Here is a 13,735-nt window from a genome sequence, read left to right on the forward strand (position 1 = left end):
CCCTGCTCTACCAACTGAGCTACCTGGGCATCTCGGCGCCGCTTGGTGGGTGACCGTTTCGGTCGGTGCGGCGCGTCGTGTGGGGCGCTTTTTAGAGAGGTTCGGACGGGCTGTCCAGAGGAAAATTCAAAAAATTTTCGACCCCGCTCACAGCCCCTCGTCGGGGTCGGATCCGCCGGGCACATCGGCGGTTTCCGGGCCTTCGATGCGGTAGACTCCGCCCAGCCAGCGCGACAGGTCGATGTCGGCGCAGCGCTTGGAACAGAAGGGGCGGGTGGCCGGCTCGGTCGGGCGGCCGCAGATCGGGCAGTTGGTGCCCGCCTGGGCCTGGGGCTGCGCATGGGGCTGGGAGCGCTGCGGTGCGCCGGGGGAGCGGGAGTCGGTCAAGGGAAGGCCTCCGTAACGAACTTAAGCAGTCAGGGCCGCAGCAGGGCCGCCAGCGGCGTGCCGCGGCGGGCCCGGGTCAGTTCGACCAGACCCAGTTTGGACATGCCATAAACTTGGGTCTGCACCGGGTCGCTTTCCACCGCCTGCGACAGTGCGGCCAGCACACGCTCGGCATCGCCGCGGCTGCGCATGTTGACGAAATCCACCACCACGATGCCGCCGACATTGCGCAGGCGAAGCTGGCGCGCGATCTCCGCCGCGGCGTCGAGGTTGACGTCCAGGGGGTTGCCGCGCTCCCCGGCATTCACGTCGACCACCGTCAGCGCCTCCGTCCGCTCGATCACCAGCGAACCGCCGAGCGGCAGCGGCACCCGGACGTCGAGCAACTCGGCAATCGCAGAGTCGAGGTCGCGCAGGTCGAACAGGCGCTGGGCGTCGGTGTGGCCGCCGAGGCGCGGCAGCAGGTCGGGGGCGTGGTGCCCGCACCAGTCGCGCAAGGCCGACAGCAGCGGCCCATCGCCGATCCTGATCCCGCCAGCGGGCGGCGGGTCGTCGACCAGGATGGCGGCCGGGGCGGCCGCCCCTTGCTCGATCAGGGCGCGGGTGGGGGCGTCGGGGCCGGGATGCAGCAGGCGCGGGGCGGAGCCGGCGCGGGCATCGTCGCGGATGGCGCGCCATTGCAGGTGCAGCGCCTCCGATTCGGCGGCCAGCAGATCGTCGGATGCCTGGGCGGCGCCGGCGCGCACGATCCAGCCGGCGCCGGTGGCGAGCTGTTCGATGCGGCGGGCCAGTGCCGTGCGTTCCGGACCGGAGCCGAGGCGCTTCGACACCGCGATGTCACGGCCGAGCGGGGCATGCACCAGGAACCGGCCGGGCAGGGTGATGTCCATCGTCAGCGACGGACCCTTGGCCCCGGCGGCGTCGGCCTTCACCTGAACCAGCACCGGCTGGCCGGTGCGCAGCAGCGCGCCGATGGGGGCCGGCTTGGCGCCCGGCCGATTGGCGCGCGGTTGTGGGGAATCGTCGTCGAGGACGGGGCGGCGCACGTCGGCCGCCGGCAGCAGGCCGGACAGGCTGTTCCCGAGATCGACGAAGGCGCCGTTCAGGCCGGTGGCGATGCGCTCGACCCGGCCGAGGATGATGGCGCCGAGCAGCGACGGGCGGCCGGCATGGTCGATGTGCAGGTCGGTCAGGCGGCCGTCGGTCAGCACCGCCGCCCGCGTCAGCGGGCCGTCGCGGTCGACCAGCAGCTCAAGCCTGCTCATCGGTCGGATGGGCGATCGGGGGGTGCGGGAAGCCGGCGCCGTGCAGCATGCCGGCGACCTCGTGCAGCGACAGCCCGACGACGTTGCTGTAGGAACCGCCGATCCAGCGCACCAACGCCCCCGCCCGGCCCTGGATGGCATAGCCGCCGGCCTTGCCCTTCCATTCGCCGGACGCGATGTAGGCGTCGGCTTCCGACCGGTCGAGCACCTTGAAGGTGACGTCGGTGCGGACCAGCCGGTCGATCCGGCGGTGACCGTCCCCGTCGGGCACCAGCAGCACGATGCCGCCGATCACCCGGTGCCGCCGGCCGGACAGCAGGGACAGGCAGCGTCGTGCCTCCTCCTCCCGTTCGGCCTTGGGCAGGATGCGGCGGCCGCAGGCGACCACGGTGTCGGCGGCGAGAATCCACGAATCGGGATGGCGCGCGGCGACGCACGACGCCTTCTCCGCCGCCAGACGCAGGGCGTGCTGGGGCGGGAGTTCGTCGCGCAGCGGCGTTTCGTCGAGATCGGCGGGATCGACCGCGTCAGGCACGATGCCGATCTGGCGCAGCAGGTCGAGCCGGCGGGGCGAGGCCGAAGCCAGCACCAGCCGGGGCGCCTTGGACGGGATCGTCACGGGGAACCGCGATGCAGCAAGGATGCTACTTGAACCGGAAGGTGATGCGGCCCTTGGTCAGATCGTACGGCGTCATTTCCACATTGACGCGGTCGCCCGCCAGGACGCGAATCCGGTTCTTACGCATCTTGCCGGAGGTGTGCGCCAGAACCTCGTGATCGTTGTCGAGCTTCACCCGGAACATCGCGTTCGGAAGCAATTCGACGACGGTCCCGGAAAACTCGATCAGATCTTCCTTTGCCATAGGCCCTTATGTCCGTCCTAATAGTTTCGCGGCAATAACTGACCTTCCAAGGCCGCCGGGTCAAGGGGGATTCCCACCTCCGATGCGTTCGGCCGCAGCCATTCGCGCGGGGCAGCCCCGCGTTGCGTGCCGGAAATGCCCCGTGACCCCCGCCGCGTCAGACCGACTGGTAGGGGTTGAGTGGCGATGCACCGCCTTCTTCCAGGCGGCGCGGCTGGTCCATCGCCTTGCCGATCGCCGCGAACATCTCGCGCTGGTCGATCTCCATGCGGCGGGTCAGGCGGCCGACGGTTTCCGCCGCACTGAGCGCACGGCCGCTGGATCTGTCGTGGAACAGGTTGTGATTCGCCTTCGCAGCACTGGGCAACAGGTCGGCGGCGACCGCGCCCGGTGTCGATTCGGCGGCTCGGATCAGCTTCGCCGCCCCGCCGGAGCCCAGAACATAGGCCATGCGGCTTTCCGATTCGCTGGCCGGGCGGCCCAGCCGCTTCTCCAGCGCCTCGCGCCCCTCGGCCAGATAGCGGGCGGCCATGCCGGCCGACAGGTCGACGTCGTGGCGAAGCTCCAGGATCTGGCGGCGGATCGCCGGATCCTTGACGCTGGACACCCCGTTGCGGACCTGGATGTGCGACGCCAGCTCGCCCTGGCCATAGGCGGCGCCATGGCGGCGGAACAGGTCGAGCCAAGTCGATTCGAGAAACTGGAACGGGCCGGCGGCCGAGCTGCGGCTGTTCTTCGCCGCACTGTCCAGCCCGCTCTCCTGGGTCGCCTGGGCGAGGATGGCGGTGAAGCTGTGGCCCGACAGGCCGGCGACCTGCTGCGAGGCGACCAGCACCCGCGTGGCGGTCGGATCCTCGGCCGCAACGGCCTTCACCGCCTCCGCCACCTTGGCGGAGCTTGGGGCCGGTGAAGTCTGCGCCGGTGCCGCCGGCTTCAGACCGGGCAGGGGCGCGCGCGGCGCTGCGGTCTCCGCGGACGTGGAGTCGGAGGCCATCAGGACCGGCGCTTCGGGCTTTGCGGCGGGAACCGGCACCGTGCTGCCGTCGGCGAGGCGGATGGGGGTGACCGGCTTGGCCGCGGGCAGGGGAACCTGGGTCCCGTCGCCCAGCAGGATCGGGGCCGGCGGCTTTGAAGTCGGCAGGGGGGCGGCCGGCAATGGCGGGGTCTTCTGACCGTTCGCCGGCCGGCCGACCGGCACGGTCCCGGCACCAGTCCGGGTGGACTGGACCAGCGTGTCGCGGAAGGACGGCTCGCCGACGCTGCCGTCGGTGAGCACGGGGGAGGCGTCGGGCTTGCGCTCCGGAACGGGGGCGAGAGGGGGCTGCGCAACCTTCATGGCACACACTTCGCTACGGACCGGCCGAGCCTGCCGGGAGAAAGCCCCGTCTTTCCATGCCCCACGAGCGTGGGCATGGCCGGACGGATGCAGGCACTATAGCACCGACTCGTCAGCGATGTGCGATCAACTGTGGGCGCGGGGCGTCGTCCCCGGCCTCATCCCCGCCGGGGAACGGATGGCCGGCCAGCGGATCATCAGGCAGCGGATCGTCGGGCAGCGGATCATCGGGATGCGCGACGCGCGCCCAGCGGCCGATGGCGGCCAGCAGCTTGGATTTTTCCAGCGGTTTGGCCAGATGGGCGTTCATGCCGGCCTGCAGGCAGCGTTCGACCTCGATCTGCATCACGCCGGCGGTCAGGGCGAGAATCGGGATGCGGCTCACCGGGCCGGGCAGGGCGCGGATGCGGCGGGTGGCCTCCAGCCCGTCCATCACCGGCATCTGCACGTCCATCAGCACGAGGTCGTAAGGCTGCTCCTGCACCGTGGCCACCGCGGCGGCGCCGTCGTCCACCGCGTCGACCCGATGGCCGGCCCTGGTCAGCATGGTCACCGCCAGATCGCGGTTCATCGCCAGATCCTCCGCCAGCAGGATGCGGGCGCTGGCGACGCCGGACTCGAGAGGGGACAGGATGGCGCTGTCGGGCTGGATCGCGGCGCTGCCGGCGGGCAGCAGAGGCAGCGAGAACCAGAAGGTGCTGCCGGTGCCGAGCTGGCTTTCCATGCCGATCTCCCCGCCCATCAGCTCCACCAGCCGGCGGCAGATCGCCAGCCCCAGCCCGGTGCCGCCGCGCCCGCGCTCCAGCTGGGTGAAGCGCTGGAACAGGTCGCGCTGCCGTTCGGGGGCGATGCCGATCCCGCTGTCGGTGACGGTGAAGGTGCAGATGCGGCCGCCGCCCTTGCTGCCGTCCTCGATCGCCTTCACCGTCAGGCGGACCGAACCGCGGTCGGTGAACTTCACCGCGTTGCTCAGCAGGTTCAGCAGGAGCTGGCGCAGCCGGTCGGGGTCGCCCATGACGAAGCCGCGGGCGGTGGCCGAGATGCCGGTCTGCAGCTCCAGCCCCTTCTGTTCCGCGGCCAGCCGGACGATGGCGACGCAGCGGTCGGCCAGATCGTCCAGCCGGAAGGGCACGCTGACCAGGTCGAGCCGCCCCGCCTCCAGCTTCGACAGGTCGAGCACGTCGTTGATGACGGTCAGCAGCGACCGTCCGGCATCCCGCACCTGCGAGGCGTAGCGCCGCTGTTCGGCGGTCAGCGGGGTTTCCAGCAGCATTTCCGCGAACCCGATCACGCCGTTCATCGGCGTGCGGATCTCGTGGCTCATGGTGGCGAGGAATTCCTCCTTGGCGCGGCTGCCGGCCCGCGCCTCCTCCATGGCGGAGCGCAGCTCCTGCTCGCGCTGCTTCAGGCGGCGCGACATGTTGTTGAAGGCATGGGAGACGACGCGGAATTCGTGGGGGGCGCGGTCCGCCTCGATCACGGTGCCGCCGCCGCCGTCGCCGATGCGGGTGGCCGCGGTGCCGAGTTCCCACACCCAGCGCAGGACCGAGGCGCGCAGCAGCACCCAAAGGGCGGTGACGCTGACCAGCGCCGCGATGGCGAGCAGGCCCAGGCTCTGCCACAGGTCGCGCCGGGCCTCCGCCAGGATCGGCCCGGTCGGCATGCCGACGGCGAAGACGGTGTCGGTCTCGTCCGAATGGCGGAAGGCCCACAGCCGGCCACGGCCGTCGGCGCTTTCCGCATCCAGCGTGCCGTCCTTCTCCTTCAGCATCTGCCGGATATGCGGCATGTTGCCGATGTTGCGGTTCAGCCAGCCCTCAGGATCGGGCTGGCGGGCGACGATCACGCCGTGGCGGTCCAGCACCATGACGCGGGCGTCCGGCTGCTTCATCACCTTCACCAGATCGGTCAGCCAGGTGAGGTCGACCGCCACGCCCATGACGCGGACGATCCGCCCATCCTCGATGATCGGGCTGGCGACGATGATCAGCGGCTTCAGCGAGCGCTTGCCGATGATGAAATCGCTGACCACCCAGCTTCTGGTGTCCAGCACGCGCTGGAAATATTCGCGTTCCCGCAGGGTGATGCCGGCACCGGGGCCGGTGGTGTCGCAGATGATGTTGCCGTCGGCGTCGGTCAGCCAGACGCCGGTGGTCCAGCGGTGCTGGCGCGGCATCGGCGCCAGGGTGGCGACGCAGGCGTCGGTGTGGTCCATCGTCGCGTTGCGGATGGCGGGCACCAGCGACAGCACGCCAAGCAGGTTGCGCGCCTCGCCGATCAGGTCGTGCTGGCGCTCCACCCCGTCGTCGGCCAGATGCTGCACCAGCTCTCGCGCCGCGTCGATGTGGTCGTCGAGCTGCTGGTCGGCGAGATAGAGCGTCCCCCCCAGCGGCAGCGCCAGCGAGGCCAGCACCACGCCCATCAGGCGGGCGCGCAGGCTGCGCGGGCTGAAGGCGCGGAGCAGGCGGTGCATCGGACCTGCGGGCATGGATGACGGCTCTCCGCGGGAATGTTCGTCTACGCCCCCCGAGCCTAAGGCGGCTCAGGGTGCGTTGCGATGACACAGCTCAATAGCACTGGCGGGGACGCGAAGTGAACACGGAGCCGCGCAAAAAGTTGCAGAATACCAAATTTATTACCGACCATGCCGTGTGGTGGGCGATTGGGAGGAGGCGATTGGACGGGGCGAGCGGACGGGGTGACCGTCAGACGGTCGGCCCGCGGGACAGCGGGAAGCGCTGCTTCATCTTGGCCATCAGGCCGTCGCGGACCTGGCGGTAGGCTTCCAGCATGGCGTCGCGGGTGCCGTCGACCAGGGTGGGGTCGAAGGTGTTCCAGAACTCCACGTCGCAAGCCATGGTGCGCGTCATCTCGATGGCGCGGTGCTGTGCCTCCGGCGACAGCGAGACGATCAGGTCGAAGTTGGTGTCCTCCAGATCCTCGAAGGTGCGGCAGCGGTGCTTGGACAGGTCGATGCCGATCTCCTCCATCACCGCGACGGCGAAGGGATCGACCTCGTCGCCCTCGCGGACGCCGACGGAATCCACATAGACCCGCGTGCCGTGGTAATGGCGCATCATCGCCGCCGCCATCGGCGAACGGATCATGTTGTAGGTACAGGCGAACAATACGCTCGTGACCGGCAGAGGGGTGAGGACCGGGGTCGCCGCCATGGCCTTGCCCGGTCCGTCAGCCGCGAATGTGCAGGACGCAGATCAGCGTGAACAGCCGGCGCGCGGTCTGCAGGTCCATCTCCACCTTGCCGGCCAGCCGTTCGCGCAGCATCTCGGACCCCTCGTTGTGCAGGCCGCGGCGGCCCATGTCGATGGCTTCGATCTGCGACGGCGTCGACCGCTTGATGGCGGCGTAATAGCTCTCGCAGATCAGGAAATAGTCGCGGACGATCGACCGGAAGCCGGTGATCGGCAGCATCAGCCGGTCGAGTTCGCTGTTGTCCTCGCGCCGGACGTCGAAGACCAGCCGGTTGTCCTCGATCGACAGATGCAGGTGGTACGGCCCGTCCTCCGCGAACTCGCAGGGGCAGAACTCGTTGTCCTCCAGCAGGTCGAAGATGGCGACGGCGCGCTCATGCTCGACCTCCGGCTTGTGGCGGACGACACTCCGCTCGTCGAGCGTCACATGGGTGATGCGCCGCTTGCTTTTCGTCGTCACGCCCCGCCTCCCCCGCAGTCTTCAGTCTTTGTAGAACTTATTCTTTATAGTTTGGCAGCCGCTGGGCGACGGAACGCGCATGCGCCTCCAGCCCCTCAGCCATCGCCAGCGTCACCGCCGCCGGGCCGATGGCCCGCAGGCTGTCGGCGTCGCAGGCGACGAAGGTCGTCCGCTTCATGAAGTCCAGCACGTTGAGGCCGGAGGAGAAGCGGGCGCTGCGCGCCGTCGGCAGCACATGGTTGGGTCCGGCGACATAGTCGCCGATGGCCTCCGGCGTGTAGCGGCCGAGGAAGATGGCGCCGGCATTGCGGACCTTCGCCGCCAGCGCGTCCGGATCCTCGACGGCCAGCTCCAGATGCTCCGGCGCCAGCCGGTCGACCAGGGCGGGGGCATCGGCCATCAAGTCGCCGACCAGGACGATGGCGCCATGCTCGCGCCAGCTTTCGCCGGCGATTGCCGTGCGCGGCAGCGTCTCCAGATGCTTCTCCACCGCCGCGGCCACCGCGTCGGCGAAGGCGGCATCGTCGGTGATCAGGATCGACTGCGCCGAGGTGTCGTGCTCCGCCTGCGACAGCAAATCCATGGCGATCCAGGCCGGATCGTTGTGGCCGTCGGCGACCACCAGGATCTCCGACGGGCCGGCGATGCTGTCGATGCCGACGAGGCCGTAGACCTGCCGCTTGGCGGCGGCGACGAAGGCGTTGCCGGGGCCGACGATCTTGTCGACCGGCCGGATCGTCGCCGTGCCGTGGGCCAGCGCCGCGACCGCCTGGGCACCGCCGATGCGGTAGATCTCGTCGATGCCGCAGCGCTTGGCGGCGGCCAGCACCAGCGGGTTGATCGCCCCGTCCGGCGTCGGCACCACCATGACGACGCGCTCGACGCCCGCCACCTTGGCCGGCAGCGCGTTCATCAGCACCGAGGACGGGTAGGAGGCGGTGCCGCCCGGCACATAGAGGCCGACGGCGCCGACCGCCGTCCAGCGCGCACCCAGCCGCACGCCGGCGGCGTCGCGGTAGTCGGTGACCTCCGGGATCTGGCGGCGGTGGAAGTCCTCGATCCGCTGGGCGGCGAGGTCGAGCGCCTCCAGCGTCTCGGCCGAGCATTTGGCCGTGGCGGCGTCGATCTCGTCCCGGCCGATGCGCAGGGTGTCGGCGGTCAGGGTCTGGCGGTCCCAGCGGGCGGTGTAGTCGATGAGCGCCGCGTCGCCGCGGCTGCGGACCTGATCGATGACGCCGGCGACCAGCGTCTGGACATCCTCGCTGGCCTCGCGCTTGGCGTGCAGCAGCGCCTCGAAGCCGGCGGCGAAGTCCGCGTCGCGAATATCAAGCCTGACGGGCATTCACCGCCTCCCGGAACTTGTCGATCCACTGAGAAATCTCGGCCGTCCGCGTCTTGAAGGCGGCGCGGTTGACGATCAGGCGCGAGGTGACGTCGGCGATATGCTCCACCTCCACCAGCCCGTTGGCCTGCAGGGTCGAGCCGGTGGAGACCAGATCGACGATGCGGCGGCAGAGGCCCAGCGTCGGCGCTAGCTCCATGGCACCGTTCAGCTTGACGCATTCGGCCTGGACGCCGCGCGCGGCGAAGTGACGCTTGGTCACCTCCGGGTATTTGGTGGCGACCCGCACATGGCTCCAGCGCGACGGATCGTCGCTCTTCAGCATCTCCGCCGGTTCGGCGACCGACAGCCGGCAGGCGCCGATGCCGAGGTCGAGCGGGGCGTAGATCTCCGGATAGTCGAACTCCATCAGCACGTCGTTGCCCGCCACGCCCAGATGGGCGGCGCCGAAGGCGACGAAGGTCGCCACGTCGAAGGAGCGGACGCGGATGATGCTGAGGTTCGGCACGTTGGTGGCGAAGCGCAGAAGCCGGCTCTTGTCGTCGTCGAAGGCCGGCTCCGGATGGATGCCGGCATGGGACAGCAGCGGGCGCAGCTCCTTCAGGATGCGGCCCTTGGGCAGGGCCAGCACCAGCTGGTCGTCGACAGGAACCTCGGCGGCCGGCAAGCCCAGGGCGCTGGTATCGGCGGACAAAACACTCTCCTCGCATCGCTCGCCGGGGCGGTGTGGGGGCCCCGGATGAACCATCGCCGCGATAGATAGCACATTCCGGGCGCCCGTCACCTGTCGCTGTCGCGACCGCGAGATTTAACGGGGAAAATATGCTCAATGAGGAATTTCACACAAACCGCAAAAATGGGTTTGACCAAACTCCATCAAAAGGGTAGATAAAAATCCATGGACGCCCCGCCGGGCATCCCGCGGCAATTTGACTTCTGCAGCTTGCGCCGCGTCACCAAACGCTAAAGCGCCACGATACCGGTCGTGGACCTCTTCAAGAAGGAGAGACCGGAATGACATCGCGAGTTTCCGCTCCCCCATCCGCGCTTCGGACCGCTTTTCCGGCCTGCATGATGCGCTCGGGCCTGTGTTGCCGCTGACATCGCGGCCCCAAGACACAGCGCCCATTCCGCACATCCGCCGATCCTGACCATCAGGTCCCGAACGCATCTGCGCCGCCGCCCCGCCATGACGAGGGCCGCCCGCGCGCCCAATCCCATCTGGGGGGAGCAGTCCGCCATGTCCCACGCCAACGCCTACGCCATCGAAGTCCAGGGCCGCTCCGCCGGCATCGTCGTCGCCGAACGCGGCGGCTTCACCTTCTTCGTGTCCGATTGGGCTTTCCGCGATCTCGACCGCCGCGTCTTCCGCAATGTCGGACAGGCCCAGCGCGCCGCCCACCAGCATTACAGCCGGCTGCCCGACACCCGCCGCCGCTGAACCCCGATAAAAGCCCGCTGCCAAGAAACCCGCTCCAATAGCCCGCTGCTGAAAATCCTGAGGAAAGACCCGATGAAGCGTATCCTGATGTCGGTGGCCGTCGCCGCCGGCCTGCTGACCGCCGCGACCTCCGCTTTCGCCGCTCCGCTGAAGCTGGGCGTGTCGGCCGGCCCCTATGGCGAGATCCTGGAATTCACCGCCAAGCTGGCCGCCAAGGAGGGCATCGAGGCGCAGGTGATCGAGTTCACCGACTGGAACATGCCCAACGCGGCGCTCCAGGCCGGCGACATCGACGCCAACAACTTCCAGCACCAGCCCTTCCTCGACAATCAGGTCAAGCAGCGCGGCTACGACATCGTCTCCGTCGCCAAGAGCGTCGTGGTGCCGATGGGCGTCTACAGCAGCAAGGTGAAGGCGCTGGCCGACCTGAAGCCGGGCGCGTCGGTGTCGATCCCCAACGACCCCACCAACGGCGCCCGCGCCCTGTTCCTGCTGGCCAAGGCCGGCGTGATCGGGCTGAAGGAGGGCGCCGGCCTCAACACCACCATCGCCGACGTGGTGAACCCGAAGGGCATCAAGCTGGTGGAACTGGACGCCGCCCAGCTGCCGCGCTCGCTCGACGACGTGGATGCGTCGGTCATCACCCTCAACTATGCCGTGCTGGCCGGGCTGGAGCCGAAGAAGGCCCTGGTGCTGGAGGATGACCAGTCCAAGTGGAACCTGGTGTGGGCGGTCCGCAAGGATCGCATAGAAGACCCGACGATCAAGCGCTTCATTGCGCTGTATCGTTCGCCCGAAGTGCGGCAGTTTATCGAAACGCGCTTCAACGGTTCCATCATTCCGACGTGGTGAGGGAGGCTGGGGGACGCTGGACGTCCCCTTTTGCCGATTAAAAGATGATAACGCTAACAAACATTCACAAGACTTACGCGGCGCGCGGCGGTGGGGCTCCGGTCCATGCGCTGGCCGACATCGACCTGTCCATCGAACGCGGCGAGGTCTTCGGGATCATCGGCCGGTCCGGCGCCGGCAAATCCACGCTGCTGCGCACGGTCAATCTGCTGGAAAGCCCGAGTTCGGGCAGCGTCACGGTGGACGGGGTGGAGATGACCGCCCTGTCGGCGGCGGAGCTGCGCAAGGCCCGCCATTCCATCGGCATGATCTTCCAGCACTTCAACCTGCTGTCCTCGCGCACCGTCTTCGACAATGTGGCGCTGCCGCTGGAACTGGCCGGTACCCCGAAGGCGGAGATCCGCCGGACGGTGGAGCCGCTACTCGACCTCGTCGGGCTGGCCGACAAGCGCGACCGCTACCCGGCGGAACTGTCGGGCGGGCAGAAGCAGCGCGTCGGCATCGCCCGCGCGCTGGCCAGCAAGCCGAAGGTGCTGCTGTCGGACGAGGCGACCTCCGCACTCGACCCGGAGACGACGACGCAGATCCTGCATCTGCTGGGCGACATCAACCGGCGGCTCGGCCTGACCATCGTGCTGATCACCCACGAGATCGCCGTCATCAAGGAGATCTGCCACAAGGTGGCGGTGATGGAGAACGGCCGGGTGATCGAGCAGGGGCCGGTCTTCGACATCTTCGCCCACCCCAACCACCCGACCACCCGCAGCTTCGTCGATCCCGTCATCAACCGCGGCATCCCCGACAGCCTGCGCGACCGGCTGTCGCCCCAGCCCGGTTTGGGGAGCAACCCGGTGCTGCGCATCACCTTCACCGGCGCGAAGGCGACCACCCCGGTCATCAGCGCCATCAGCCGCCAGCTGAACCTGGACCTGAACATCTGGCACGGCCAGATCGACGAGATCCAGGGCGCGCCGTTCGGCACGCTGGTGGTGGAGGCGCTGGGCGATCAGGCCAAGGTCGATGCCGCCATCGCGCTGGTGAAAGAGAACAATCTGGGTGTCGAGGTGTTGGGCCATGCTCTCCCCGCAAATCATTGACCTGCTGATCAAGGGGCTGATCGACACGCTGCACATGGTGGCGGTGTCGGGCGCCATCGGGACGCTGATCGGCCTGCCCATCGGCGTGATGCTGGCCGTCACCGGCCGGGGCGAGCTGTTGCAGAATTTCGCCTTCAACAAGGTGATGGGGGCGGTGGTCAACATGACCCGCTCCACCCCCTTCATCATCCTGGTGGTGGCGATCATCCCCTTCACCCGGCTGATCGCCGGCACCTCCATCGGCACCAACGCCGCCATCGTGCCGCTGACCGTCGCCGCCGCCCCCTTCATCGCCCGCGTGGTGGAGAATGCGGTGCGCGAGGTCGACCGCGGGCTGGTCGAGGCGGCGCAGGCGATGGGGGCCACGCCGTTCCAGATCATCCGCAAGGTCCTGCTGCCGGAAGCCCTGCCGGGCATCGTCGCCGGCCTGACCCTGTCGGCGGTCAGCCTGGTCGGCTATTCCGCCATGGTCGGTGCCGTTGGCGGCGGCGGCCTGGGCGATCTCGGCATTCGCTACGGCTATCAGCGCTTCCTGCCGGAGGTGATGCTGGCGGTGGTGATCGTGCTGATCGTGCTGGTGCAGATCGTCCAGTCGACGGGCGACCTGATCGCCCGCCGCGTCAACAAACGCAATCTGAAGTCCTGACCCCCCAAAAGACCTGACTCAAGAAACCGAGGAGTGTTCGAGATGCTGCGCTTCCGTTCGCTGGCTTCGCTGCTGGCCGGTGCCGCCACCATGGCCATCGCGCTTGGTGCTTCCGCCGAGACCATCAAGGTCGGCGTCACCGCCGGTCCGCATGCCCAGATCCTGGAAGCGGTGAAGCCCATCGCCGCCAAGGACGGGCTGGACATCCAGATCCTGGAATTCACTGACTACGTCATCCCGAACCAGGCGCTGGCCGGCGGCGATCTCGACGCCAACAGCTTCCAGCACCAGCCCTATCTGGACAACCAGGTGAAGGACCGCGGCTTCGATCTGGTCAGCGTCGGCAAGACGGTGGTCTATCCCATCGGCATCTATTCCAAGAAGGTGAAGAGCCTGGAAGAGCTGCCGACGGGTGCCAAGTTCGCCATTCCCAACGACCCGACCAACGGCGGCCGCGTCCTGCTGCTGCTCCAGGCCAAGGGCCTGATCAAGCTGAAGGACGGCGGCACCCTGAAGGCCTCGCCCATCGACATCGTCGAGAACCCGAAGAAGCTGGAGATCGTCGAGCTGGACGCCGCCCAGCTGCCGCGCTCGCTGGACGACGTGACCGCCGCCGCGATCAACACCAACTTCGCGCTGGAGGCCGGCATCGACCCGGTCAAGGACGCCATCGCCCGCGAGGCGGCCGACAGCCCCTATGCCAACGTCATCGCCGTCCGCAAGGCCGACAAGGACAAGCCCTGGGTCGCCAAGCTGGTGAAGTCCTACAACAGCCCCGAGGTGAAGGAGTTCATCCTCACCAAGTTCAAGAACGCCGTGGTTCCGGCATTCTGA

At 68.5% G+C, this 13,735-nt stretch carries 15 protein-coding genes; 5 read left to right on the forward strand and 10 right to left on the reverse strand.

Translation table 11 applies throughout. The features are described from left to right. Positions 1 to 147: 147 nt before the first annotated feature. From yacG to hisG, 10 genes are all read right to left on the reverse strand, one after another. Entirely contained in the window at positions 148 to 387 is a 240-nt protein-coding gene (gene yacG, locus TSH64_RS29785) for a DNA gyrase inhibitor YacG (RefSeq protein ID WP_109450580.1), read from the reverse strand. A gap of 29 nt (positions 388 to 416) precedes the next feature. Continuing rightward, the gene (locus TSH64_RS29790; protein ID WP_109450582.1) at positions 417 to 1,652 is read right to left on the reverse strand and encodes a ribonuclease E/G; all 1,236 of its coding nucleotides are present in this window, start codon (positions 1,650 to 1,652) and stop codon (positions 417 to 419) included. Beyond that, positions 1,639 to 2,271 (reverse strand): Maf family nucleotide pyrophosphatase, encoded by a 633-nt coding sequence (locus TSH64_RS29795; protein ID WP_109450584.1) that lies wholly within the window; start codon positions 2,269 to 2,271, stop codon positions 1,639 to 1,641. Before TSH64_RS29795 ends, TSH64_RS29790 begins: the two co-directional genes overlap by 14 nt. Before the next feature lie 25 nt (positions 2,272 to 2,296). Further along, on the reverse strand, positions 2,297 to 2,515 hold the full coding sequence (infA, locus tag TSH64_RS29800; protein WP_012977999.1) for a translation initiation factor IF-1: 219 nt from the start codon (positions 2,513 to 2,515) through the stop codon (positions 2,297 to 2,299). Positions 2,516 to 2,672: 157 nt separating this feature from the next. Next, a complete protein-coding gene (locus tag TSH64_RS29805; RefSeq protein ID WP_109450586.1) occupies positions 2,673 to 3,851 on the reverse strand; it encodes a lytic transglycosylase domain-containing protein in 1,179 nt (392 codons plus the stop codon). 112 nt (positions 3,852 to 3,963) lie between these two features. After that, the gene (locus tag TSH64_RS29810) at positions 3,964 to 6,339 is read right to left on the reverse strand and encodes a hybrid sensor histidine kinase/response regulator (RefSeq protein WP_109450589.1); all 2,376 of its coding nucleotides are present in this window, start codon (positions 6,337 to 6,339) and stop codon (positions 3,964 to 3,966) included. 217 nt (positions 6,340 to 6,556) lie between these two features. Further along, on the reverse strand, positions 6,557 to 7,024 hold the full coding sequence (locus TSH64_RS29815) for a low molecular weight phosphatase family protein (RefSeq protein WP_109450592.1): 468 nt from the start codon (positions 7,022 to 7,024) through the stop codon (positions 6,557 to 6,559). A 16-nt stretch (positions 7,025 to 7,040) separates the two neighbouring features. Beyond that, a complete protein-coding gene (locus tag TSH64_RS29820; RefSeq protein WP_109450594.1) occupies positions 7,041 to 7,523 on the reverse strand; it encodes a UPF0262 family protein in 483 nt (160 codons plus the stop codon). A gap of 37 nt (positions 7,524 to 7,560) precedes the next feature. Further along, the gene (hisD, locus tag TSH64_RS29825) at positions 7,561 to 8,865 is read right to left on the reverse strand and encodes a histidinol dehydrogenase (RefSeq protein WP_109450596.1); all 1,305 of its coding nucleotides are present in this window, start codon (positions 8,863 to 8,865) and stop codon (positions 7,561 to 7,563) included. After that, positions 8,849 to 9,613, reverse strand: coding sequence for an ATP phosphoribosyltransferase (gene hisG, locus TSH64_RS29830; RefSeq protein WP_247873387.1), 765 nt, complete (start codon positions 9,611 to 9,613; stop codon positions 8,849 to 8,851). The genes hisD and hisG overlap by 17 nt, the downstream gene beginning before the upstream one ends. A gap of 492 nt (positions 9,614 to 10,105) precedes the next feature. Here hisG and TSH64_RS29835 point away from each other — a divergent pair, with 492 nt between their 5' ends. The 5 genes from TSH64_RS29835 to TSH64_RS29855 all read left to right on the forward strand — a co-directional run bounded on the left by TSH64_RS29835 (position 10,106) and on the right by TSH64_RS29855 (position 13,735). Beyond that, positions 10,106 to 10,306, forward strand: a complete 201-nt coding sequence (locus TSH64_RS29835; protein ID WP_045583820.1) for a hypothetical protein — start codon at positions 10,106 to 10,108, stop codon at positions 10,304 to 10,306. Between the two features lie 72 nt (positions 10,307 to 10,378). Beyond that, positions 10,379 to 11,158, forward strand: a complete 780-nt coding sequence (locus TSH64_RS29840; RefSeq protein ID WP_109050373.1) for a MetQ/NlpA family ABC transporter substrate-binding protein — start codon at positions 10,379 to 10,381, stop codon at positions 11,156 to 11,158. Between the two features lie 44 nt (positions 11,159 to 11,202). Beyond that, positions 11,203 to 12,255 carry a methionine ABC transporter ATP-binding protein gene (locus tag TSH64_RS29845; protein ID WP_109450598.1) on the forward strand — a complete coding sequence of 351 codons (1,053 nt, stop codon included), beginning with the start codon at positions 11,203 to 11,205 and terminating at the stop codon, positions 12,253 to 12,255. Then, on the forward strand, positions 12,233 to 12,901 hold the full coding sequence (locus TSH64_RS29850; protein ID WP_109450600.1) for a methionine ABC transporter permease: 669 nt from the start codon (positions 12,233 to 12,235) through the stop codon (positions 12,899 to 12,901). The genes TSH64_RS29845 and TSH64_RS29850 overlap by 23 nt, the downstream gene beginning before the upstream one ends. A gap of 42 nt (positions 12,902 to 12,943) precedes the next feature. Continuing rightward, positions 12,944 to 13,735 carry a MetQ/NlpA family ABC transporter substrate-binding protein gene (locus TSH64_RS29855; RefSeq protein WP_109450602.1) on the forward strand — a complete coding sequence of 264 codons (792 nt, stop codon included), beginning with the start codon at positions 12,944 to 12,946 and terminating at the stop codon, positions 13,733 to 13,735.

This window comes from Azospirillum sp. TSH64 (assembly GCF_003116035.1).
Classification (GTDB): Bacteria; Pseudomonadota; Alphaproteobacteria; order Azospirillales; family Azospirillaceae; genus Azospirillum.

Bases quoted from the DNA above. Each gene is read 5' to 3' on its own strand.
- TSH64_RS29790 (WP_109450582.1), bottom strand. From the start codon at position 1,652: ATGAGCAGGCTTGAGCTGCTGGTCGACCGCGACGGCCCGCTGACGCGG.
- infA (WP_012977999.1), bottom strand. From the start codon at position 2,515: ATGGCAAAGGAAGATCTGATCGAGTTTTCCGGGACCGTCGTCGAATTG.
- TSH64_RS29805 (WP_109450586.1), bottom strand. From the start codon at position 3,851: ATGAAGGTTGCGCAGCCCCCTCTCGCCCCCGTTCCGGAGCGCAAGCCC.
- TSH64_RS29810 (WP_109450589.1), bottom strand. From the start codon at position 6,339: ATGCCCGCAGGTCCGATGCACCGCCTGCTCCGCGCCTTCAGCCCGCGC.
- TSH64_RS29815 (WP_109450592.1), bottom strand. From the start codon at position 7,024: ATGGCGGCGACCCCGGTCCTCACCCCTCTGCCGGTCACGAGCGTATTG.
- hisD (WP_109450596.1), bottom strand. From the start codon at position 8,865: ATGCCCGTCAGGCTTGATATTCGCGACGCGGACTTCGCCGCCGGCTTC.
- hisG (WP_247873387.1), bottom strand. From the start codon at position 9,613: ATGGTTCATCCGGGGCCCCCACACCGCCCCGGCGAGCGATGCGAGGAG.
- TSH64_RS29835 (WP_045583820.1), top strand. From the start codon at position 10,106: ATGTCCCACGCCAACGCCTACGCCATCGAAGTCCAGGGCCGCTCCGCC.
- TSH64_RS29840 (WP_109050373.1), top strand. From the start codon at position 10,379: ATGAAGCGTATCCTGATGTCGGTGGCCGTCGCCGCCGGCCTGCTGACC.
- TSH64_RS29845 (WP_109450598.1), top strand. From the start codon at position 11,203: ATGATAACGCTAACAAACATTCACAAGACTTACGCGGCGCGCGGCGGT.
- TSH64_RS29850 (WP_109450600.1), top strand. From the start codon at position 12,233: ATGCTCTCCCCGCAAATCATTGACCTGCTGATCAAGGGGCTGATCGAC.
- TSH64_RS29855 (WP_109450602.1), top strand. From the start codon at position 12,944: ATGCTGCGCTTCCGTTCGCTGGCTTCGCTGCTGGCCGGTGCCGCCACC.